Source organism: Acidiphilium sp. AL, assembly GCF_025499445.1.
GTDB classification, from domain to species: domain Bacteria; phylum Pseudomonadota; class Alphaproteobacteria; order Acetobacterales; family Acetobacteraceae; genus Acidiphilium; species Acidiphilium iwatense.
Genome location: NZ_JAIMBZ010000040.1, coordinates 1 through 21,950 on the forward strand (window position 1 = coordinate 1; position 21,950 = coordinate 21,950).

Genomic DNA, 21,950 nt, shown 5'->3' on the forward strand with positions numbered 1-21,950 from the left:
CTACGGGATTCACACATTTGACTGGGTAGCGAGGACGAAGCCTGCGGCCATTGAGGCGAACTGTGCCCATCCGGCTCGCATGGTTTTTGGCCCCGGTGGTTTATAGTAACAATTCCAGCCACCGAGTCGCGCGACGATCCAGGACAGCCAGGCGAGAGACTGGCGGGGATGAGGGTTTTGCTGGCGGACTGTTTTGCCTTCGAGTGTCGGGGCGATGGCCTCGGCGGCCGGCATCAGGGCGGCGTCGATCACATCGGTTGCCGGTCGTGGGCTGCCATCGCGAGCGTCGACCAATTGGACGGTTCGGGTTGCCGCTGCAAGCCCGACCAGAGCCAGTTTGAACAGCCGCCTGGCGTCATGCATTTGGGTTTCTTCCAGCCGCATGCCGTCGCTTTTCAAGGATCTGAAAATTTCTTCAATTCGCCACCTCAGCCGGTATAAGCGCACAATTTCTGCGGCTCCGTCGGCATTGGTGACATCGAGCGTGGTCAGTAGCCGCCATAAGAGCGGCGGGCTCCCGCTCGGGGCATCGACCTCGCGCGCTTCGACCATGGTCAGCGTCAGATGCGGCGGAGCGTCGAGATCATTGCCGTGACGCGGACGGCAAATCACCACCGTGCCAGCGCGTAGCGCGACCATCGCGACCCGGCCCCGAACGCCAGTTCGCGTTGGCGCGACGTGGACCTCGCTGCGCGCCAACTCCGGCCAGTCCGCCGCTGCAGCAAACAGGCGTGTCCCGTCATGCAGCGCGCGATCCTGCGCGGCTCGAACGATCAGATCGACCGATGTCGGCCGCCGCGCAAAACTTGCATAGATATCGCTCTCGCGATCGGCCACCACGGCCACAGAGGTCGCGTCGGTCAGGCGCTCTCCGACACGTACCGCCCCCTCCAACCAACGAATGCTTTCCTTGTCTTCCATCGTGCGTTCTCGCGCGGAGGCGGCAACGAATTCATCGGTCCGGGTCCATATCTTGGTATCGAGTAAACCGAGGACCGCCTCCGTCTCGCTGTCGATTGCGATCACCGGATGAATGAAAAAACCTGCAGAAACGCCATCTCCGGCCGGTCCCAGACCACGGCGTCGCTCTTCGCGCCCCGCGAAATTGATCTCCGTGGTATCCTGTGCCGCCACGATCCGACGCCCTTTGCATGCCGCCGCAGTCCGGGCAGCCAGGGTGTCGTTCATTTCGCCGCACGTGACCGAGGGGGCCGATAAAAATCGGTGGATCGCGATTTCGCCAGCGCGGCCACGTCCAAGTTTACGGATCACCAGTGATCCGGTCTCCATTACCCGCTCGATCAGCGTACTCCCCATCGCCGCTCGGCGCGCATCACCAAAATGACCAAGCTCACCGCCTCGATTACCCACCTCATCCCTCCAAATCCAGGAGCGACGCAGGGAATCAGAGGTCAGACACGGGCGCAAGTAAATTGTGTGAATGCCGTAGCGTTGTGCCGCCGGGCAATGCCCTGCCGGGAACCTCGCCATGAGCGGGCATGCGCCCAATGGGCCGGAGGCGGTGAACCGGGCCGATCCGGCAGCGGCATCGCCAGTGGAGGATGGGCGCTCGCCAGTCGCGGGCACGCCGCGCCGGGAGCTGACCACCGGCACCAAGCTCGGCATTCTGGCGCTGATGGCGGTTCTCGGGCTTGGCTTCATCTGGTTCAATGCGCTGTTCAGCCATAAGCGAGCGGATCAGCAAAACGTCACGCCAGCGGCTTACACGAATGGCGGCGAGGTTTTTAACGGACCGCCGGAATCGGCCATGGAGCCCGCCGCGCAGATATTGCCCGCCCCCGCCGAACCACAAACGGGCTTGCCGGACGCACCTGCGCAGGCGTCGCCCGCTGCGGCGCCGATCATGGCCTTCTCCGGGTCATCGGCGCCGCCCCCCATCCAGCCGGTCTCGTCCAATGCCACCGAGCCGGATGCAACAGCGGCGACGGGGGCGCCGATGCCCGACAATTCCCCCTTGGCGGCCCGGCTGAAGCCCACTGTTCTCGATGGCGAGCAGGCATCGGTGCTGCAAAATCCCGACATGGTGATCACCGAAGGCACGATGATCCCCTGCACTCTGCAAACCGCGATCGACAGCCAGCTTCCCGGCCTAGTGACCTGCGTGGTGCCGATCGACATCCGGGGTTCCACGGGCAATGTCGTGCTGCTCGATCGCGGCACCAAAATCGTCGGCCAGCTGGAGAGCGGGTTTTTGCAAGGGCAGAACCGGGTGTTTGTCGATTGGACCCGGGCCGAGACGCCGGATCACGTCATCGTCACGCTGGATTCGCCGGGTTCGGACGAACTGGGGCGCGCGGGTTTGCCGGGAGCGGTCAATAATCATTTCTGGGACCGGTTTGGCGGCGCGCTGATGTTCACCCTGGTGCAAGGTGGGCTGCAGGCCGGAACTCTCGCGGCGGCGGGCAATGGCAACAGCAATTCAACCTCGCAGCAGGCGGCACTCGGCTTTGTCTATGCCGCCCAGAGCAACGGCCAGTCGGTCGCCAATACGGCCTTGGCGAATTCGATCAATATTCCGCCGACGCTGACCAAGAACCAGGGCGATACCGTATCGCTGATCGTCGCGCATGATCTGGATTTTTCCAGCGTGTACCGGTTGCGGCTCGACGATACCGGCGCGGAGACAGGTGGCGTAGATGTAAATGGCGCGGAGACGGGCCATGGCGGGTGAGGCCGCGCGCTTGCTGACATATCTGACGCAGCCGCTGGCGCACTGGCTGGATGATCCGGCGACAGAAGAGATTTGCATCAACCGCCCGGGCGAGATGTTCGTGCGCCAGCGCGGAAAATTCCGGGCGGAAGCGGTGCCGCTCGACTATGCGGACCTCGAGGATATCGCCACTTTGGCCGGGGCGCTGCGCAAGCAGGATGTCGGGCCGCGCAGCCCGCTCTGTGCCACGGAATTGCCGGGCGGTGAACGGCTGCAAATCTGCATGCCGCCCGCCGCGCCGCAGGGCACGCTCAGCATCACCATCCGCAAGCCGGGGCAGTCGGTGGCGCCGCTTGAGGTGCCGGCCGCCGCTACCGGGTGACCGGCTGGAACAACTGGGCGGGGCGTCGGGTGGCGATGCAGCGCGATTTTGCCGCCCTGCTCGCCTTGTACGATGCCGGGGACATTAAGAGCTTCCTGGAGTGTGCCGTGCAGGCGCGTCTGACCATTCTGCTCTGCGGCGCCACCGGCTCGGGCAAGACGACCATGAGCAAAACCCTGATCAGCGCCATCCCGGCGCAGGAACGGCTAATCACCATCGAGGACACGCTGGAGTTGGTCATTCCCCAGCCCAACCATGTCCGGCTGCTTTATGCCAAGGATAATATCGGCTCAGCGCGAGTGACGCCGGAGATGTTATTGCAAGCCAGCCTGCGCATGAAGCCCGACCGAATCTTGTTGCAGAAGCTGCGCGATGACGCGGCCTGGACCTATATCAACGAGATCGTCTCCGGCCACCCCGGCTCGATCACCACCATCCATGGCCGTGACCCCGAACAGGCCTTCAGGCGGCTGTTCGCGTTGGTGAAGGGCAGCTCGCAAGGCGGGCGGTGGGATGACAGGACGCTGATGGAGTTTTTGTCCGCGGCCGTCGATCTGATCGTCCCGTTCCACAATGAGGGCGCGGTCTATGAGATCGGCGAGGTGTGGTTCGCCGCCGATGCCGCCCGCCGTGGCGAGACCGCGGCGCATTTGTTGCGGGCGCCCTGAGCCATGGGGATCGCGCTCTCGGAGCAGGCCGGGCAGCTCATCATCAAGACCGGCTTTGGCATCATCCTGGCGTTCATCGCCTGGACCGTGGTGGCGTCCTTCGTGTTTCTGCTGGGCACCGGGCTGCTACATGAATTTCCCCGGCCGTTCTGGCAATGGTGGCTTTACGCGCTGAATTTTGACGGCAATCCGCGCGTCGCGCTTTGGCTGAAGATTGGCGCCGCCGTGGGCATTATGCCGCCGGTGGGGATGATGGCGGGGCTGATCTATCGCGGCCAGCGCGTGGTCGGGCCAAAACTCCGGCGCCCGTTGTTTGGCGGCATCGTCAATTCGCCTCTGGCGGTGACGGATAATCATGGCCGCGCCGCCTGGATGGGCATGGCGGCCGCACGCGAGCGGTTTCCGGGGCCAAATCCTGTCTTTGGCGGGATTGTTGTCGGCGAGGCTTATCGTGTCGATCGGGACAAGGTGGCCGTTCGGCGTTTTGATCCGGAAGATCCGAAAAGCTGGGGGCAGGGCGGGCAGGCGCCTTTGCTGATCGATCCGTGCCGTGAAGGGCCGACGCATTCGCTGATGATCATCGGCAGTGGCGGCTATAAAACCACCACGGCGGTCTCGACCTTGCTGCACTGGGCCGGTTCGGCGGTCATTCTCGACCCCGCCGGAGAGATCGCGCCGATGCTGCGAGACGCGCGTAAGGCGATGGGGCAGGCGGTCTATGAGCTCGATCCGTGCGCAGGTGCCGGCTTCAACGTGCTGGACTGGATTGAGACCACTTCGCCGCTGGCGGCAACCAACATCGATTCCGTTGTCGCCTGGGTCTGCGGGGATCACAAGCCAGCGGCCAAGAAAGATGATTTTTTTGACAGCATGGCGCGCAATGTCGTGCGCTGCTTGCTCGCTCATATTCTCTTTGACCAGACGGCGCCGGTAAAACTCAAAACCTTGCGCGCGGTCCGCCGTGCAATCGCCATGCCGGCCAATGAGGTCAGAGCCGTGCTGCGGGGAATCTTTGAGGCGAGCCCCAGCGCCTATGCGCGCCAACTTGCCGGGCCGGTTTGCGGCTTGGTTGATGAGACGTTCAGTGGGGTGATTGGCAGTGCCGCCGAACTGACCACCTGGCTTGCCAACCCGGCCTTCGCCGATCTCGTCTCCGGCAACAGCTTCAAGACCTTCGTCCTGCTGGATGGCAAGGTGACGATCTTCCTGAAAATGCCGTTGAAGGCGCTGGAGACGGAACCCGGGATATCGCGCACCATCATCGGCGCGTTGCTGAATGCCGTGTATGAGGCGGATGGCGCGATGCAGGGACGGGTGCTGTTTCTGCTCGATGAGGCGGCGCGGCTTGGCTACATGAAAATCCTGGAAACCGCGCGCGATGCCGGGCGCAAATACGGCATCACCATGCAGCTCCTTTATCAATCGAGCGGGCAGATCGTCGAGCAATGGGGCGAACAGGGCAAACGCTCCTGGTATGACGGCGTCTCCTATCGCTGCTACGCGGCGGTGCAGGATCTCGACACTGCCACCGAGCTCGAAAACTCCTTTGGCACCTATGGCGTGATGGCGAGCTCCGAGGGGATGAATACCGGCAAATCCGGCAAGGCCATGCAATCATCCTCGCTCTCGCGTGGCTCGAATGTTTCCTATCACGAGATCGGGCGGCCGCTGATCCGCAAGGCTGAGCTGATGCGCGGCGTGCGCGATGACGAAATGTTTGTTCTCGCACGCGGCATGGCGCCGCTGCGCTGCGGGCGGGCGATTTATTTTAGGCGCCCAGAGATGCAGGCACTGGTGGCGGAGAACCGCTTCCACAAGCCGGGGTCTCAGACCGTCCCCGGCCAGCGATCAAACCACGAAGGAGCGTGACCCCATGTCCGAAATCGACGCCGATCTCGACCGCGCCGCCGCCGCGTATTGGCTTTCGGTGGCCAGTAAATCCACACCGGAGAAGAATGTCGCCCTGGCCCGGGCGGCGAGCCTGCTGCGGGATGCGCGGGCTGAAGCGCGTATTCCTGATAACGCGCGTCAGCCAACACTGAATGAGCTGGAAGCGTCGCCCTTGGACGTGCCGCACCGGCGGCGGCTGACGCCGTGAGACGAAGCGCCTCCAGCCGTGCGTCACGGCCGCGACTGATAACGCCACCGATGGAACACCACGGCGGTAGGCCGGATGCCCAGGGACCGTCTCCGGCGGCACAAATATCGCTGGAGGCGATTGCCGCCCGGCTGGCGGCTTTGGACGCCGGGCAGGCCGCGATGAACGGCGCGCTGGGGCTGATGCTCGATACGCTGCACGCGCAGACCAGTCTGCTGCGCAAGCTCAGTGAATTTGCCGCCGAGGAACCCGCACCGTCGCCGCTGCTCAAAACCCTGCGGGACCTGACCGCCGCCATCATGGAGCTGGATGCATCGGTTGACGACGTGGAACGGAAATTTGACGGGCTGGCCCAGGTTCTGAGCGTGGCCTTTGGCGTGCCACCCGGCGAAACGCCGCCGGGTCACAACGGGACGGAATGGCCGCAGAGCCCACCCATGGATAATGAGGGTGGCTGAATGTTGACCTATCGCACGGGGGCGGCGGGAGCGCCGGCCGCGTCACGGTTCATGAGCGAGCATCTGTTGCAGCAGACCTTGTCGCCCGAGATGGCGGCGATGGCCGAATATTATGAGCAGGGCGTGACCCCCCCCAACGCTCGCCGATGCCGCCGCGTCACGCTATGGCCGGTTCGCGGCGGGTGGCGCTTCTTTGGCGGCGGATGTCCTGGATGGGCTGGTGCGGGCGGAGGTTGAGCGTCTTGCCGAGAGCGGCGCTGTGACCGCCACTGGCATTGACGATGGGTGGGATGAGCTGATCTTGCGTGCCTTGGCAGCCTTCGCGGTGGCGGGGCTGGCGGGCCGTGAAGAGGCGCTGGCCAGTCTGGTTCGCCTGTCTGGGGCAGGTCCAACCAGCGATGGGAGCGGTGAGGGGACAGACGACAAAGAGAGGGGCTTCGACGCTGCGATGGCCGAGGCCGCCGTCGCGCCAGATCGCAGCAGTGCGACTGCAGCGCCCCGGCGGGACATGAACCCGATGCTGGCGCGGCGGCTGGGGATTGAGCCGCATCGCGGGCTGAAGCCGGATGAGGTGGCGTGCCTGCTGAACGGGCAGCGCGCGGATGGCGGCGCCATCGAGGGGCGGGTGCAGCGCGCATCGAGCCTGCAGCTTGCACAGATTTTTGGATTGGATGCTGCGCAGATGCCAACGCACGAACAATTGGCGCAGTTGCTGGCGGGGCGGAAGGTAAATGGTGAGGCGTTGCCTGCCGAGGAAGCCGAGCGGGCGGTGCGGCGTTTGCTGGCAGGCTTGGGCATCAAAGACAAAACGCTGACCACCGAACAACGCGCGCATATACTCTCGGGGCGTGATGCCGATGGTCGGGAGGTGAGTGCCCGCCAATACCAGACCATCTTTGAAGCCGCCAAGATGCGGATTGGCTATATCGATCTTACCTTTTCCGCGCCCAAATCGCTCTCCATCGCCTGGGCTTTCGCGCCCACCAAAGCCGAGCGGGCGATGCTGCACCAGGCGCACCGAGACGCGATCGATAGCGTCATGGCCGCCATTGAGCGGGAGATCGGTCGGGCCTCGATAGGGGACGCCGCGAAACGGGGTTATGAGGCCGGTTCCATCGGCTGGGTGTCGTTTGACCATTACGCGGCCCGGCCCACGGTTGAGATCGTGCGGGAGGATGCGCAGGGGCCGTCCGTCACGGAGCTGCATACGCTCACCGGGGCACAGGGCCGCGCACCGGGTGATATGCAGATGCACACCCACGTAGCGGTGTTCAACATCGTGGAAACGCCGAGTGGCCGGGTGGGCAGCCTCGATCTCGCTTTGCTTGAGGGGCGGATCCATGAATGGGGCGCGCTGTACCAGGCCTATCTCGCCAATCATCTACGCGCCCATGGCGTGGTGGTGGAACTCGACGCTCGCACGGAAATGGCGCGTCTCTCCGCCGTGCCGGAGAATGTCGTCGCGCAATTCAGCAAGCGGACCATGGGCGGCACCGCAGCCGCGCGGGCCTATGCACGATCACTTGGCCTCGATTGGGAGAGTCTCACATCCGTCCGAAAAATCGCGTTGCTGAAAGCTGGGGTGCAAAACCCACGCGAGGCCAAAAGCGATGATGTCAGCGATCTCGTCGCCTGGCGGGCGACGGCAGTACGGCTGGGCTATGCGCATCGCAGCGTGCTGCGTCCGGATGATATCGCACCCCTCCCCGGCCGTGAACAGCGGCTGGAGGCAGCCTTCCAGATCGCCTTGCCGTTGCTGGGCAAGCAGTTCGACCGGCGGGCGGTGATCGACGGCGCCGATGCCCGGATCGCCGCCGCCAAGGGGCTGATCGCTGCGGGGATTGGGGAAGCCCGAGATGTCGATGCCATCACCCAGGCTTTCCGTGAACGTGGCATGCAGCGCCGGGGTGAGAATGCCGCGTTGATCTGGGGCCGTGTACCGGGACGGCAGGGCAGGGACCGGATGGCGGTAACCACGACGATCGAGGTCCGCGAGGAGAAGTTGCTCATTGAGACTGCGCGGGCCGGGGCGCGGGATCGCAGTGCCGTGCTCTCGCACAAAGCCATCGCGGCGGCGGTGGCTGCGTTCCCGGAGATTGATTTTACCAGCGCGCATGGAAGGGCGCAGCGGCGGATCATCGACCAGCTTGGTGCTGGCGGGCGTGTGGGGCTCGCCATCGGCGTGGCGGGCTCCGGCAAGAGCACATTACTGAAGCCATTGGTTCAGGCCTGGCAGGAGGATGGCAGGGCCGTCCATGGCATCGCCCTGGCGTGGCGGCAGTCCGATGATCTGGCGGAAGCCGGGATTCCCGCGGGTAACACCAGGGCTGTCACGGCATTCCTGCGGGATTTGGAGCGGGGAAAGCTGGTCCTCGATCGCAAATCCGTCGTGGTGGTCGATGAGCTGGGGTTGCTCGGTACCCGTCAGCTCAACGTGATCATGGCGGCGCAGGCGGAGAAAAAGTTCCAGCTGGTCATGATCGGTGACCCCAAGCAGATGCAGGCGGTGGAAGCCGGGCCGGTGATCGAGCTGCTGCGCCGGGCGATGGGCGCGGAGAAGGTGCCGGAATTGGGCTCTTCGGTCAGGCAGAAAGCGGAGGAAGAGCGCGGGACGGTGCTGATGTTGCGCAATGGCCAGACGGAAGAGGTCGTGCGCAGGAAGGATGCAAATGGCACGTTGCGGATCGTGCCGGGCGGGTATTGAGGAGGCGGTGGCGCATGTCGCAGTGCTTTGGCGGCAGCGGCATGAGGCGAACCGGGACCGGCCAGACTTCAGCATTTCGGTGAGCGCGCCAAGTAACGCCGAGGCGCATGATATCAGCCTGGCTATCCGCCAGCAGCGCCGAACCCTGCGGGAAATTGGTGTGGACCTCATCACGATCAAAGCCACCGATGGGGTTGGGGAACGGGAGTATGAGCTGTTACTTGCCGTAGGGGACCGGGTTCGCCTGTTCCGGCGGACAAATGCCAAATTCATGGAGACCGGCACGGTCGGGAATATCGGTCGCAACGGGTCAGTGCTGGAAATTACCGCCATCGACGCTGCCGGGCTGACCTTGAGGAATGGTGCGGGCAGGGAAGGAGCGGTCGCCTGGAATACGTTGCGCGATGATGCCAACGGCCGAATCCAGCTTGCCTATGGCGACGCGCTGACCACCAATACCGCGCAGGGCACCACCGTGACGGAGCATATTCATGCGATGCCGGGCGGCACGAAACTGGTCTCGGCATTCGGGGCCTATACATCGGGCAGCCGGCACCGGGAGCAGAGTTTTATCGTGACGTCGGAGGGTGCGGAGCGCGCGGAGGTGATTGCCCGGCGGCCTTTGGGCGACCAGCGCGAGATCGGGCACGGCGATCTGTTGAACAACATCATCCGCAATTTTGCCCAGCAACCTGAGAAGGAAGCCGCTCTGGCATTGATTGAGCGTGCCGCTAACCTGCGGCGCGGGGCGGTCCAGGCGACGCAGAGGGTTCACCGGGCAGCGGAAGCGCGCGGGGCGGCGCGGGAGCAGCCGTCGATGCTGGCTGAGCGGTTGATGAGCCGCCGGATTGCGCGGGCATTTGACGAGAAGCTGCTCGGTTTGGCGGCGCAACTGCGCCGTCATGGTGGAGCATTGGCGCGTGTTGCCCGTATCGGCGCGGATGTGGCGGAGCGCTTGGCCAGAATGGCCCGCCGGCCGTTGGTCAATCGCCAGAGCGAGGCGGAATTCTGGCGTCAGGTTGGTCAACGAGGCCAAGATTGGCGGGATCACATTGAGCAGCGGGAGCAAACGAGGCGGCATAGCCGGTGATGGAAGCAACTGCATTGCATTGCATTGTATTGCATAATGCGCTACACAGTTTTATATGCCGCCTATGACAAAAGCCACAGCCATGACCGCCTCAGCCAAGCGCAAGGACCACCCGCTTTCGATGCGGCTTCCGGAAGGTGACATCGCCATTATCGACAGGGCCGCCGATCTGCGCGGGCGCTCGCGAACGGACTTTGTGCGCGAGGCGGCAGTTCGGGCTGCCGAGGAGGTTCTCATGGAAAGCACGTTGGTGCGCATGAGTCCGGAGGGCTTTGACGCGTTCGTCCAAGCAGTCTCCGCGCCGGCCGCGCCCGTGCCGGAAATGGTGGCATCCCTTCGCCGCAAGGCGCCGTGGGAGAAGGGAACGGCGAAGCGCTGATGGCGGAGCCGCCGCTTTCCGCGCCGGAGCTCCTGAATGCCGGTCACGATTTATCCCAGTTCTCCTGCGGCAAACCTTCGCTTGACCATTGGCTGAAGACCCGGGCGCTGGCGAATCAACAGAAGGGGTTCACGGTGGTCATGGTCGTCCATGCGGCGGGCCGGGTGGTTGGCTATTACGGCCTGGCACCTACCGCCATTGTGCCAGCCACTCTGCCGCGCTCGATCCGCACTGGCCAGCCGCCGAACCCGGTGCCGTGTATTCTGCTCGGCCAGCTTGCGACGGATCGTGCTTGGGTGGGGCAGGGGATTGGCACAGGATTGTTCAACCACGCGCTGGCCCGCAGCGTCAGCGGCGCCGAACTGATCGGTGGGCGGGCTCTCATCGTCAATGCCGTTGATGATGAGGCGGCTGCGTTCTGGCGCCGCAGGGGTTTTTTGCCGTCGAAAGATGATACGCTGGTGCTGTTCCGGTCGATTGGCGATATCGCCGCGTCGCTGAAGGCGGTCGATCATCATGCCGGGAGGGAGTGAGTTGGCTTTGAAGTTTAATCCGACGCCACTTCACGACGGCCTTTCTACTGCAAAAAATCCGCCAGATATTCAGATGTCGGTGTCACCCCCGTAAGGAGCAGATGTTCGCGTGCCCGGGTGCAGGCGACATAAAGCAGCCTTCGCTCGGTTTCGTAGATGTCGTCCAGCTCTGCTTCATCGGCGGCATCGGCAACGCGCTCGTCGAGTGGCAGAACTCCCTGGTCGCACGCCATGACAATAATAGCCCGAAACTCGAGCCCCTTTGCCGAGCTCATGGGAACAGTCACCATTTCGTCCACGCCCGCAAGCCCGGCAATTGCGGCGCGCGCACGGGCGACAAGCTGCGTGGTGCGGACGAACAGGCCGATCTCACGGGGCGCGATGCCCTCTTCAAGCCAAGTTTTGACGGTTTTACGAACAATTTCCGCTTCAATTTCTGCGCTGGCGAGAGATTTAACCTCCGGGGCGGGGCCTTCGAAGACTGAGACGATCCCCCGCCGCTCGTCTTCCAGCCCATCGGTGTCACGCAACACCGCCGGCAATAGCCGGTCGGCAGCGCGCCTTATCTGTTGCGAGGTGCGGTAGCAGACTTTCAGCGTGTGGGAGCGGCCCCGCACATCGACGCCAAGGCTCGCCCATGAATAAGGGTGCTGGAAAATGCGCTGGCCCACATCGCCCGACAGAAACAGGCCATCCGCCTTCGCAGGCGCCAGAGCCGCGAAGAACCTCAGCTCGGCCGGGGCAAGGTCCTGTGCTTCGTCGATGACGACATGGTCGAAGGGCTTGAGGGGCCGCTGCGCCAAGGCGTTGGCAAGATCGGTGAAGACATTCGCCCATGTCGTATATCGTTCGACCGCCAGCGCCTCGCGTACAGCCTCGAATGCTGGCCATAGGCTCGCGCGCTGATTGGGGCCGAGCCTGCTCTTGCGGCCCATGCGCTGGACCGTGGCATAGGCATCCAGCGAGGTCAGCCCCCAGGCATCGATGACGTTGGTCCACTCGGAGAGGAGGAAGCGTTCAGAGAAACCCTTGAGGTTTGCCGCGGCGGTGCGCAAGCGCTCCCGCAGCACGGTCTCCGAGGCGATACGCGGGCGCACGCCGTGTTCGAGCTGATACATCTGCTCGGCGATCCCGTGGAAGGATGCGGTGGTGATCCGCTGGACGATGCCGCCCGTCTCAGGAGCTAGAACCAACAGCTTCTTCGCCATGGCGTCCGCCAAAGGCTGCGAGAAACTGGCCAGCAGAATGCGGGCGCTGGCATTTTCGCGCGCAAGCTTTACGGCACGGTGGATGGCGACGATGGTTTTGCCGGTGCCCGCTGATCCGGCGACGCGCGTCGGGCCGGAGAAGGTGCGCTCAACCAGCGCGCGTTGCGAGGGATGCAGGAACACGCCCCATTTTTCCCATGGGAAGGCCAGCGCCTGTTCCAGTTCCTGCTGATCGGCGATGGGCCTGATCCGCCGTAGTGCGTCGGGGTGGGCGAAGGGGTCGGCGATCGCCGGTTTCGGCGCGGGGGGTGCCAGCCTGCCGGTGGTGGCATATTCGAGCAGGGCTTCAGCGGCTTCGGCGGGCAAATGCTGGGCCAGCGCGAAAAAACCCTCTTCGCTTGCAATTCGTACATCGGCGAGCCAGTCGGGGGGTACGCCGATGGAGAGCAGCGCGTTATCGTCCAGTCTGGCGAACAGCGCCGGGGCAGGTTTTTCCTTGGGTCTGGCCGGTACGCTCTCCTCGACAAGCTCGCGCACTTCGACGATCTGGATGGCCCCGGTGCGCGGATGCGCCTCAATCCGGCGGCGCTCGGCCCAGCCATAGGCGTCGTCGTGATGGCCGACATAGGCAACCAGCACGCTCTCGCTGGTTTTATGGATAATCAGCCGTATATCGCGGTTGACGCGGGCGGACCAGAAATTCTGGTCCTTGCTTTTATCAATTCGGTGCAGTTGCAGCCCGTTGCCGGTGGGGTCCATCTGCAAATCGAACACGCTGGCCTTCACCGCCTTCTGGTCCAGGCCAGACAGGCGGTTGAACGAGGCGGTAAAGCTTTCGGCGATGAGAAAGTTCACGGCCCTACACCCCGAATATTTTCATCACTTCATCGCCGAAATGGTTGATGACCTTCACCGCGATGCGCCCGCGCGCCGGGCGCGGGAACGGACGGGAGGTGTCGGCATACAGTGTTGCCCAGGCATCCTCGTCGATTTCGGCTTGCAAGGCGGTTTTCAGGCTCTTGTACGGATCGTTGGCGCCGAGGAAATAGGCGTGGCGGACGAAGAAGCTTTCCTCATTATAATCGGTGTCGATGAACCAGGCGGCGATACCTTTTGTGTCGTTGGAGCGGATATCGCCGGTGTTGGGGTCGAACACATCGACGCCGTTGACCTTCACGCGGATTTCTGCACTGCCATCGTCGAGAATTTCGACATCCGGCTCGCCGAACACGACAAACATGTTGCCGCGCCCGGTGTTTTTCAGCTCGGCGGACATGTGCATGTCCGGGTTGATGCGGGCTTTGAGGATTTTCAAGCTGCCGAGACTCCCCAACTCGGTGGAATGGGCATCAAAGTTGAAGGCGCAGGCGATCAGCACGTCAAACCGCGCATCCACCGCCTCGCGCGCGGCGGCGACGATGTCCTGCCGGCCCACCGTGCCATATTCCGGGCCGATGAGGATGGCGGCGCGGCGTTCGGGGCCGTTTTCACCCTCGATGAAAATGCCGCTGGCGCCGATATAGTTGCCGGGCCAGGGGGTGAGGCTCTCGAAGGTAATGCGGTCGTTTTTCTGCTCCTGTTTCACGCCTTCTGATTTGAGATAGTCGATGACGATGGCGGAGAAATCCTGTCCCGCCTGGGACGCATCAACGGGTTTGGCATCACCGAGCAGTTCGTCCTCGCTGGCGGGCAGCACGCGGTGTGGCGAGAGGCTCTCCACTGTGAACGGCCCGGCCACCCGCACGCGGGCATTGTCGGTGTAGGGTTTGTCGTACAGAAATTCCACATCGGCGCGGGCGGCGATGCTGGCATCGATCTCGCGCTGGCGGGCGATGCGCGCCTCCCACCATTGCTCGTGCGCCGCGCGCGCGGCTTGGCTCCATGAAGGATCAACCTCTCGAGGAATTTCCCATTCGGCATATCCCTCCCCACTTCGGGGGAGGGAAGCGTTGAGCGTGGCGCGCAGCGGCTCCAGCACCGCCTGAAATTTTTCCCAGATGTCGTCGATCAACTTGTTGTTGGCGATGGATTTGAGGGTGATGTGGGGCACGCGCTCATAAACAAAACCCTGGCGGATGTCGTTATGCAGCGGCGTGTCAGCGGGCGGGCGTTTGGTCAGCTCGGCTTCTTTGGCGCGGCCTTCCCGGCTGTCCGCCAGCAGATACCACGGGTAGCGCGCTGCCATCAGGCGGGTGCGGGCCAAAGCGAGGGCGACCCGGCTCGTGTCCATGGTAATCCAGCGCCTTCCCCATTGCTCGGCGACGTAAGCGGTTGTGCCGGAGCCGCAAGTGGGGTCGAGCACGAGGTCGCCAGGGTCGGTGGCCATAAGAATACAGCGTTGCACGAGGTCTGTATTCGTTTGGACAACATAGACAGGCGCGTTTTGGCCGAGAAAACCGTCCCAGAGATTGCCGATAGCGGTTAAACTACTTTCGTGCAGATAGCGTAGGTGCCGCAGTGAATTTCCAATTACGATGATACGATTGGTTTTTAGTGCCCGTTCAAGCTGAGGCTTAGTCGTACCCCACCAACGGCTTCCTGAACTGAATTTGCGGCCTACATGCTCAACTTCGTATTTTGCTCCCGGTCCTGGTTTCGTTAGAGAAACGTCTTGACCTAGTAGTGCATTTTCGGGCAGTAAGGCGCCATCTCGTTCGAATTCGGTGCGCCTGCGTCGCTCGCCTGACGGTAAGATGACCCATGGAAAGTTAGGATCATTGCTTTCAGATTTGAGCATGAATAGCTGTCGATATTTAACTTGGTCGGAACGTCTCGCGTACCAGATAATATAATCGAGACGAGCCGGCATTCTTCCGCTCGCCGATAAACCAGTCGCACCCTTGGTGATGGCTATAAGTGATAGGAAATTGTCCTCTCCAAACACCTCATCCATTACCGCCCTAACGCGGTGCACGTTTTCATCGCCAATCTGGACAAAAATCGAGCCGCTTTCGGTCAGCAAATCGCGCATCACCGTCAGGCGATCGCGCAGATTAGGTAAGATAGGAGTGAACACCATCCTTCCATGTGTCACGGAAGGCTTTCACCTGTTCCGGTTCGCGTGAAATATCGGTCTGTTTGCCGTCTTTCACATCGCGCGACTGGGTGGAAACCTGCCAGTTGGAATTGAATTTAATTCCGTAAGGCGGGTCAAAATAAATGCATTGCACCTTGCCCTTCAGGCTCTCGCGCTCCGCGAGGCTGGCCATGACCTGGAGGGAATCACCCAGGATCATGCGGTTCGACCAGTGCTGGTCGTGCTGATAGAATTCGGCACGCTGCTCCGGCGTGATGCCGTTGAAATCGGCGAACAGGTCTGGCGAGTCGGTCTCGGCCTCGCGTTTTTGCGCGGTGCGGCGCTTAAGGTCGTCGATGATCGCTTTCGGGTGGATTTTTTCCTGAATATAGAGCGGCGGCACGTTGACGACGAGGTCGGACCAGTCCTGCCTGTCCTTGCCGCGCCAGACGAGTTGCGCGTCGGACAAGGTGAGCGTGCCGGTTCGCGCCAGTGTGGCCATCTGCTCATCGGTGATGGTGATGCGCGCACCATTCCAGATTAGCTCAGGGGCACGCGGCTCCTCCTCCGTTCGCGTTTCGCCCTCGGCCAAGGGCCGGGCGCGAGCATAATGCTTTGGAGGGCGGGGGGCGGAATCCTCGTCGCGCTGGAAAAAACTTTCCATCTCGGCGGTGGGGATGTTGCGCCTGGTCGCCGCATCGTGCTTCAGCGCGTCGATCTGTTTGGCGGATTTGGGGAGGCGGGCCATCAGGCGTTTTCTCTTCCCGGTGATGATATGGATGCCGAGCCCCACCCGGCGCTTCGCGCCACCCTCCCCATAAAGGGGAGGGAGTCATGCTGGGGCGGAAGGGCGGAGCGGTCCATCAGGTTATTCCTTCTCCCTCCCCCGTGAGGGGAGGGTGGCGCGAAGCGCCGGGTGGGGCCTGATTTAAGGCCAGGCGGATCGCGGTGACGATGCCCTCAAGGTTGCCCAGCACGTCAGCTGCGGCAATGCGAAGCGTGCGGTAGCCGGCCCGCGCCAATGTCGTGTCGCGTTGGGCGTCATGCCGGGCTTGTTCCGGCTGCCCGTGCTGGCTGCCATCAACCTCGATGGCAAGCCGGTGGGCGTGGCAGACGAAATCAAGATAATACTGCTGGAATGGCGCTTGACGGCGGAAATGGAACCCATCGCCGCGCAGTCGGCGAAGGGCAACCCAGAGCCTGGCTTCAGGTGGGCTGAGGATGCGGCGCAGGGCGCGTGCACGGGCGATGGTGGCGGTTTGGATCATTGCCCCCCACCCGGCGCTACGCGCCTGCCCCCACCCGGCGCTACGCGCCACCCTCCCCGCGAGGGGGAGGGAGAGGCGAGCAATTGTTCGACCAGGGTGGAGAAGTCTTGTTCCATCATCGCCCAGTCCCGGAATTCGGCGAAGCCCCAGCGGCCGAAACCGCCGAGCGCATTGACGCCTGGGACCCATAAATCGCGCGTGGTCTCGGCTTTGGCTTTATCGGATTCGTCACGAAGGCCCTTCACCTCGAGGATAAGGTTGAGCGGCTCGGCGCCACCATCGTCGAGCCGGACCAGGAAATCCGGGATGTAGCGCCGCATGGTGCCGCTATCGAGGTAGGGAATCTCGAAGCCCATGGCCTGATTCTTGGCGTAGGCAATGACGCGCGGGTGGTTTTCCAGCGCAAGTGCCAAAGGTTGCTCCCAGGTACTGTCCAGCACCACATGGCTGATGTGGCATTTGGGCGGGCGCGCACCGGTGGTCCAGCAGGATTTGGAGGTGATGAAGTTGACGTGGCGCGTCGAGCCTTTGAGATTATACGGGTCGAGCACGGCGATGATCCGCCCCTCACTGCCACGGGTGAGGGCGATGTCGATTTTTTCGGCGGCGCGGGCGAGTTGATCCAGATAGAGGATCGCGCCGATCGGCACGCCCTTGGTGACAAGGTAGCCGCCATCGAGCCAGCTTCGGGCGAGGCGCTGGATTTGCGGAAACAGATGCTGTTTGGCGATGCCGTCCTCGTCAAGGAAGTGCGCGTAGAGAAGATGCTTGGCGAGGTTGAAGCTGATCTCCGAGGGGCGCAGCCGCTCAAGCACCTGGGGCGTGATTGTCACCCCGGCGCCGACAATGCCTTCCATGACGACGGAGGTGGGGCCGATATCGGCGGGGGTGATTTCGAGCTTGCTGTCCTCGGTGAAAACGGCTTCCAGCTTGTCCCCCGCCAGCTCGCGGCGGTAGCCGCCGACGCGCGGGAAGATGATCTCCAGCGCGCTACGCTCCTTCATCGCGTGGACGCGCGTGACCGGCTTCACTTTGGTTGGCTGGGTCTTTTGCGGGGAGGCGGCGAAGTCGAACGGGATGCCCATGATGTCGGCATATTCAACGTCGAACAGGCCGGTCTCCGGGTTGAGATCATAGGATTGTCGGCGCAGGCCGCGCCCGACGACCTGTTCGCACAAAAGCTGGGTGCCGAAGGCGCGCACCCCGAGGATGTGGGTAACGGTGTTAGTGTCCCAGCCTTCGGTCAGCATGGATACGGAAACCACACAACGAATTTGCTCGCCAAGGCGGCCGGCGCGGCCGACGGTGTTCATCACCTCGCGCAATAATGCGGCCTCGCTCATCTCGCCCTGTGCGCTAGCGGCACCTTCGCGGGTGGCGAGTTCCCGCTTGAACTGCTCAATCTCGGCTGCGGCGGCGGAGCTGAAGCCTTTGTCCAGCGCATCGCCGGATTCGATCTGGCGGGAGTCGATGAGCAATGTGCGCGGGCGGGGGAGGCGGGCACCGTGTTCGTCGTAGTTGCGGAACAGTTCGAGATGCCCGGCATGGAAGGCGGCGCGCTCACCCTCCTCGGCATCGCCACGTTCGAAGCCTGCGATCCATTCGAAGACCAGTTTGGAGATGGCGGTGTTCTGGCAGACAACGATGAACACGGGGGGAACTTCGATGCCGGCGCGCTGCCAGCGCTCGAACTCACCCTCATAGTGGCTGTAGAGGGCGTTCAGCGCGGTCTTCAGCGTGTTGGGCAGGTCGAACGGGCTGAGCTTGGCGGCGCCCGCGGCGGTTTTGGGTAAATCCTTGCCGATATGCTTCCACAAATCGCGGTAGACGACCGTGTCCGTCTGCACCAGATTGTCGGTGACCGGCACGCGCGGCAATTTGACGATGCCGCTCTCGATTGCGTCGATCAGGCTGAAGTCAGAAACGACCCAAGGGAAAAGAGAGCCTTCGGCATAGCCAGAGCCGCGAAGGAAAAAAGGCGTGGCCGAGAGATCGTAAACCGCGCGCACACCCTTTGGGAGCTTTCGGGACAGGGCTTCAATGCCGTTGATCCAGAGCCGTGCCGCCTCTTCATTCTCGGCGGCTTCTCTTTTGTCGTCGCTGGTCAGAGCTTCTTCGGCGTCACCGCCGATCTTGTGTCTGTAGCAGTGGTGAGCCTCGTCGTTGATGACGTTGACACGGCCATAGTTGAGCAGCTTGCCGCAGGCCCTATCGAGCATCTCAGCATCGGTTTCCGTGGTCTTGACCGGCTCGGGTGCATTGCCTTGCAGGAAGCTGCGCGCGACCTTGGGCAAGGAAACGGTCTCGCGGTGCTGGAAGGCGTGGTAGTTGGTGATGACGATCTCAGCGCGCCGAACTTCAGGCAGCATTTCCGGCGGGACGAGTTCACGGGTTTCATAGTAGTTGTTCGCATCGCTAGGCTGAAGTACGCGGAGGCGATCCTTGATTGTGATGCCGGGGGCGATGATCAGGAAGGCGCGGGAGAAATCCTTCGAGTCCTTGCGGGCGGCGTTAACCGCCTGCCAGGCGATGAGCATGGCCATGACGGTGGTTTTGCCGCTACCGGTCGCCATTTTCAGGGCGAAGCGGAACAAAGCGGGGTTTGCCTCCTCGTTGGCCTTGGCGATCTGATCCAGGAGCCCTTTTGAGGTGGCGCGTCCGGGCGCGACCTCGGTGAGCCAGATGATCGTCTCGACGGCCTCTAACTGGCAGAAGAAGGGCGTTGGGCCGGAGAAGTCATGATGGCGCCAATGTTCCAGAAGCCGCTGCGTTGCGCCGGTCACGCCCCAGTTCGCGGGGTTTTTGAGCTCGCGCCAACGATCAACATAGCCGCGAATTTCGTTGATCAAGGCGTTTGGCGTGTAGGTTTCCAGCTCCAGCGACGATTGGCCGGCTGAGGCTTTTTTCCGAGAGGCCGGGACGGGTACGATGAAACGGGACGCACGGCGCCCCGGCCGTGGTTCGCCTCCAAGCGGCTGCCCTTTATCGTCGAGCGGATGGTGCCATTCCGGTGCCCGGTATGGCGAATTGAGAATCGGTCGTTCGTAAAAGCTGCTTTCGGTCATCGTTTCGCCCCGTTCACGTGATGCCGGCTATAGCATCTGCGGCTTAGGGTCAATTTATGGATTGGCGAGTCTGGCTAATTAAAACAAACAAAATCAACAATTTATATTGGTCTGTGGCCCGGCGCGGGCACGAAATTATGCCCTGCCGGCATGACTTGCCATGCCGAAGCTGATCATGCCACGACAACGTGACATTGGATGGACGTTGCATGGCCAAGACAACAACTCTGAATGCCAAAAATCTTGAAGCTCTTGGCGCGGAACGCCTGGCGGCGCTGCTGATCGAGATCAGCACGGGAAACGCTTTGGCGAAGCGGCGGCTGAGGATGGAGCTGGCGGGTGCGCAAAGCCCCGGCGAGTTGGGCAAGGAGGTCCGCAAGCGGCTTGCCGCCATCGGCCGGGCGCGCTCGTTTGTGGATTGGCACGGGATCAAGCCCCTGGCGGCTGATCTGGAGGCCCAACGCGTCGCGATCATGGGCAGTATCGCCAGGGATGATCCGCAGGAAGCGCTCGACCTGCTATGGCGCTTCATGGCGTTGGCCAACCCGGTGTTCGCGCGCTGCGATGACAGCAACGGTATCATCAGCCCGATTTTTCATCAGGCTTGCGAAGACCTTGGCGTTGTCGCCGTGCTGGCCAAGGCCTCTCCGGTAACGCTGGCGGACCAGGCCTTTGATGCGCTGGTGGCGAATGATTACGGCCAGTTCGACGGGCTGATTTCCGCTTTGGCCAAGGCGCTGGGGCCAGAAGGGCTGGGGCGTTTGAAGCAACTCATGATCGACCTCTCGAACCGTCCGGTGGAAAAGCGAGCCGCGAAGGACCGCGTCAGGATCGGCTATGGCTCCTCCGGGCCGATTTATGAGGACGAGATCGCTGAGAGGTCTCGCGTCGGCACTGTGAAACTGGCCTTGCAGGAGATTGCCGATGCGCAGGGCGATGTTGACGCCTTCATCGCCCAATATGAGGCGGACACCCGTACGGTGCCCAAGATTGCAGCCGGGATTGCCCTGCGTCTTCTGGCGGCTGGCCGGGCGGATGAAGCCTGGACGGCGATCGAGGCTGCCGCCCCGCGCAAATCACGAGGCTGGGACTGGCCGGATTTTGACTGGGAAGATGCCAGGATCGAGGTGCTCGAAGCATTGGGACGCGCCGATAATGCCCAGGCGGCCAGATGGCGCTGTTTTGAGCGCTCGCTCTCGACCCGGCACTTGCGGGATTATCTCAAGAAATTGCCGGATTTCGAGGATGTCGAGGCCGAGGAAAAGGCGCTCGATTACGCGCGGAATTCGACTAATCTCAGTGATGCTCTGTATTTTCTGGTCTCCTGGCCGGAGCTGAACCGCGCGGCGGCGCTGGTAACGCAGCGGTACAAAGAACTTGATGGTGACCAATATGAAATTCTCACCCGTGCCGCGGATGCGCTCGCGGCCAAACATCCGCTGGCGGCGATCCTGGTGCTGCGGGCGATGATTGATTTTTCCCTGACCAAGAATCGTACCAGCCGGTACAAACACGCCGCGCGGCATTTGCGGGATTGCGAGAGCTTGGCGTCGGCGGTAGCGGATTTTGGCACCCATGAGCGGCATGAGGCCTATGTCGCGCGGCTGCGCCTGGAGCATGGGCGGAAGAGTTCGTTCTGGGGTTTGCTTGTGTAACTGAGGAAGAACGATGGCGAAAGCTCATTTCACCATCGTCCTGCTCCCCGTTTATGGTGTGCCTTGCCGCTGTTCTCCTGTGCCGCGGTGGTTCCAGCCGCGCTCAGCGCCCGACCGTGGCCATGAGATGCGCGGGATAGCGTTCGCCCTCGATCTGGATTTTGATCGACGCGGTTTCGATCTCTGTCAGGTCGGCGGGTGTAAGAAGCAGATTTGCAGCACCGAGATTTTCCTCCAGCCGGTGCAGCTTGGTGGTGCCGGGAATGGGCGCGATCCAGGGGTTTTGCGCCAGCAGCCAGGCCAGCGCCACTTGCGCCGGCGTGGCGTTGTGCCGTGCGGCGATGGATTTGAGCAATTCCACCAGCGCCATGTTGGCCGTCATGGCTTCGGGCGTGAAGCGCGGCAGGTTGCGGCGGAAATCATTCTCGTTCAGCGTCGTGTCCTTGTTCATGGCCCCGGTGAGAAACCCCTTGCCGAGCGGGCTATAGGGTACGAGCCCAATGCCCAGTTCCTCGCAGGCCGCCAGAATGCCATTCGTCTCGGGCCCGCGCGTCCAGAGCGAATATTCGTTTTGCAGCGCGCTCACCTCCTGCACGGCATGAGCGCGGCGCCCGGTTTGCGCGCCCAGCTCCGAGAGGCCGAAATGCTTCACCTTGCCCTCGATGGCACCACGGCCCGACCCGCGCGGTCCCGCAATTCAGGCACGCATCGCCCGCCAGCGCCCCGACTCCGGCGTCCATTTCATGCGGGACATG

At 62.7% G+C, this 21,950-nt stretch carries 18 protein-coding genes; 11 read left to right on the plus strand and 7 right to left on the minus strand.

The features are described from left to right. Positions 1 to 9 precede the first annotated feature (9 nt). Positions 10 to 1,371 carry an IS4 family transposase gene (locus AiwAL_RS16365; protein WP_262313087.1) on the minus strand — a complete coding sequence of 454 codons (1,362 nt, stop codon included), beginning with the start codon at positions 1,369 to 1,371 and terminating at the stop codon, positions 10 to 12. Positions 1,372 to 1,489: 118 nt separating this feature from the next. Here AiwAL_RS16365 and virB10 point away from each other — a divergent pair, with 118 nt between their 5' ends. From virB10 to AiwAL_RS16415, 10 genes are all read left to right on the plus strand, one after another. After that, positions 1,490 to 2,692 (plus strand): type IV secretion system protein VirB10, encoded by a 1,203-nt coding sequence (gene virB10, locus AiwAL_RS16370; RefSeq protein ID WP_235705694.1) that lies wholly within the window; start codon positions 1,490 to 1,492, stop codon positions 2,690 to 2,692. Continuing rightward, on the plus strand, positions 2,682 to 3,053 hold the full coding sequence (locus tag AiwAL_RS16375) for a hypothetical protein (protein WP_235705695.1): 372 nt from the start codon (positions 2,682 to 2,684) through the stop codon (positions 3,051 to 3,053). Before virB10 ends, AiwAL_RS16375 begins: the two co-directional genes overlap by 11 nt. After that, positions 3,050 to 3,721 (plus strand): ATPase, T2SS/T4P/T4SS family, encoded by a 672-nt coding sequence (locus AiwAL_RS16380; protein ID WP_262313088.1) that lies wholly within the window; start codon positions 3,050 to 3,052, stop codon positions 3,719 to 3,721. Before AiwAL_RS16375 ends, AiwAL_RS16380 begins: the two co-directional genes overlap by 4 nt. A gap of 3 nt (positions 3,722 to 3,724) precedes the next feature. Continuing rightward, positions 3,725 to 5,590 (plus strand): type IV secretory system conjugative DNA transfer family protein, encoded by a 1,866-nt coding sequence (locus tag AiwAL_RS16385; RefSeq protein WP_235705697.1) that lies wholly within the window; start codon positions 3,725 to 3,727, stop codon positions 5,588 to 5,590. 4 nt (positions 5,591 to 5,594) lie between these two features. After that, positions 5,595 to 5,819 (plus strand): hypothetical protein, encoded by a 225-nt coding sequence (locus AiwAL_RS16390; protein WP_235705698.1) that lies wholly within the window; start codon positions 5,595 to 5,597, stop codon positions 5,817 to 5,819. Between the two features lie 50 nt (positions 5,820 to 5,869). Next, a complete protein-coding gene (locus AiwAL_RS16395; RefSeq protein ID WP_235705699.1) occupies positions 5,870 to 6,277 on the plus strand; it encodes a hypothetical protein in 408 nt (135 codons plus the stop codon). 193 nt (positions 6,278 to 6,470) lie between these two features. After that, a complete protein-coding gene (gene mobF, locus AiwAL_RS16400; RefSeq protein ID WP_262313089.1) occupies positions 6,471 to 8,981 on the plus strand; it encodes a MobF family relaxase in 2,511 nt (836 codons plus the stop codon). Positions 8,982 to 9,141: 160 nt separating this feature from the next. Then, positions 9,142 to 10,071, plus strand: a complete 930-nt coding sequence (locus tag AiwAL_RS16405) for a hypothetical protein (RefSeq protein ID WP_262313090.1) — start codon at positions 9,142 to 9,144, stop codon at positions 10,069 to 10,071. An 82-nt stretch (positions 10,072 to 10,153) separates the two neighbouring features. Next, a complete protein-coding gene (locus tag AiwAL_RS16410; protein ID WP_235705702.1) occupies positions 10,154 to 10,450 on the plus strand; it encodes a DUF1778 domain-containing protein in 297 nt (98 codons plus the stop codon). After that, the gene (locus AiwAL_RS16415) at positions 10,450 to 10,983 is read left to right on the plus strand and encodes a GNAT family N-acetyltransferase (RefSeq protein WP_235705703.1); all 534 of its coding nucleotides are present in this window, start codon (positions 10,450 to 10,452) and stop codon (positions 10,981 to 10,983) included. The genes AiwAL_RS16410 and AiwAL_RS16415 overlap by 1 nt, the downstream gene beginning before the upstream one ends. Before the next feature lie 44 nt (positions 10,984 to 11,027). Here the strand turns inward: AiwAL_RS16415 and AiwAL_RS16420 are convergent, their stop codons facing one another. The 5 genes from AiwAL_RS16420 to AiwAL_RS16440 form a co-directional block, all read right to left on the minus strand. Beyond that, a complete protein-coding gene (locus tag AiwAL_RS16420) occupies positions 11,028 to 13,046 on the minus strand; it encodes a UvrD-helicase domain-containing protein (protein ID WP_235705704.1) in 2,019 nt (672 codons plus the stop codon). A gap of 4 nt (positions 13,047 to 13,050) precedes the next feature. Then, complete coding sequence (locus tag AiwAL_RS16425; RefSeq protein ID WP_235705705.1) at positions 13,051 to 15,210, minus strand: DNA methyltransferase; 2,160 nt, start codon at positions 15,208 to 15,210, stop codon at positions 13,051 to 13,053. Next, the gene (locus AiwAL_RS16430) at positions 15,185 to 15,955 is read right to left on the minus strand and encodes a hypothetical protein (RefSeq protein WP_262313091.1); all 771 of its coding nucleotides are present in this window, start codon (positions 15,953 to 15,955) and stop codon (positions 15,185 to 15,187) included. The genes AiwAL_RS16425 and AiwAL_RS16430 overlap by 26 nt, the downstream gene beginning before the upstream one ends. Before the next feature lie 115 nt (positions 15,956 to 16,070). Further along, on the minus strand, positions 16,071 to 16,475 hold the full coding sequence (locus AiwAL_RS16435) for an endonuclease domain-containing protein (RefSeq protein WP_262313092.1): 405 nt from the start codon (positions 16,473 to 16,475) through the stop codon (positions 16,071 to 16,073). Continuing rightward, a complete protein-coding gene (locus tag AiwAL_RS16440; protein ID WP_262313093.1) occupies positions 16,472 to 19,540 on the minus strand; it encodes a BPTD_3080 family restriction endonuclease in 3,069 nt (1,022 codons plus the stop codon). The genes AiwAL_RS16435 and AiwAL_RS16440 overlap by 4 nt, the downstream gene beginning before the upstream one ends. 209 nt (positions 19,541 to 19,749) lie before the next feature. Here AiwAL_RS16440 and AiwAL_RS16445 point away from each other — a divergent pair, with 209 nt between their 5' ends. Beyond that, positions 19,750 to 21,195, plus strand: a complete 1,446-nt coding sequence (locus AiwAL_RS16445) for a DUF6880 family protein (RefSeq protein ID WP_262313094.1) — start codon at positions 19,750 to 19,752, stop codon at positions 21,193 to 21,195. Positions 21,196 to 21,298: 103 nt separating this feature from the next. Here the strand turns inward: AiwAL_RS16445 and AiwAL_RS16450 are convergent, their stop codons facing one another. After that, a complete protein-coding gene (locus AiwAL_RS16450; RefSeq protein WP_316044792.1) occupies positions 21,299 to 21,847 on the minus strand; it encodes an aldo/keto reductase in 549 nt (182 codons plus the stop codon). Between the last annotated feature and the right edge of the window lie 103 nt (positions 21,848 to 21,950).

Excerpts from the sequence above, each read along its gene's own strand:
- virB10 (WP_235705694.1), top strand. The coding sequence starts at position 1,490 with ATGAGCGGGCATGCGCCCAATGGGCCGGAGGCGGTGAACCGGGCCGAT.
- AiwAL_RS16375 (WP_235705695.1), top strand. The coding sequence starts at position 2,682 with ATGGCGGGTGAGGCCGCGCGCTTGCTGACATATCTGACGCAGCCGCTG.
- AiwAL_RS16385 (WP_235705697.1), top strand. The coding sequence starts at position 3,725 with ATGGGGATCGCGCTCTCGGAGCAGGCCGGGCAGCTCATCATCAAGACC.
- AiwAL_RS16390 (WP_235705698.1), top strand. The coding sequence starts at position 5,595 with ATGTCCGAAATCGACGCCGATCTCGACCGCGCCGCCGCCGCGTATTGG.
- AiwAL_RS16395 (WP_235705699.1), top strand. The coding sequence starts at position 5,870 with ATGGAACACCACGGCGGTAGGCCGGATGCCCAGGGACCGTCTCCGGCG.
- AiwAL_RS16410 (WP_235705702.1), top strand. The coding sequence starts at position 10,154 with ATGACCGCCTCAGCCAAGCGCAAGGACCACCCGCTTTCGATGCGGCTT.
- AiwAL_RS16415 (WP_235705703.1), top strand. The coding sequence starts at position 10,450 with ATGGCGGAGCCGCCGCTTTCCGCGCCGGAGCTCCTGAATGCCGGTCAC.
- AiwAL_RS16425 (WP_235705705.1), bottom strand. The coding sequence starts at position 15,210 with ATGGTGTTCACTCCTATCTTACCTAATCTGCGCGATCGCCTGACGGTG.
- AiwAL_RS16430 (WP_262313091.1), bottom strand. The coding sequence starts at position 15,955 with ATGGCCCGCCTCCCCAAATCCGCCAAACAGATCGACGCGCTGAAGCAC.
- AiwAL_RS16435 (WP_262313092.1), bottom strand. The coding sequence starts at position 16,475 with ATGATCCAAACCGCCACCATCGCCCGTGCACGCGCCCTGCGCCGCATC.
- AiwAL_RS16440 (WP_262313093.1), bottom strand. The coding sequence starts at position 19,540 with ATGACCGAAAGCAGCTTTTACGAACGACCGATTCTCAATTCGCCATAC.
- AiwAL_RS16445 (WP_262313094.1), top strand. The coding sequence starts at position 19,750 with ATGGCCAAGACAACAACTCTGAATGCCAAAAATCTTGAAGCTCTTGGC.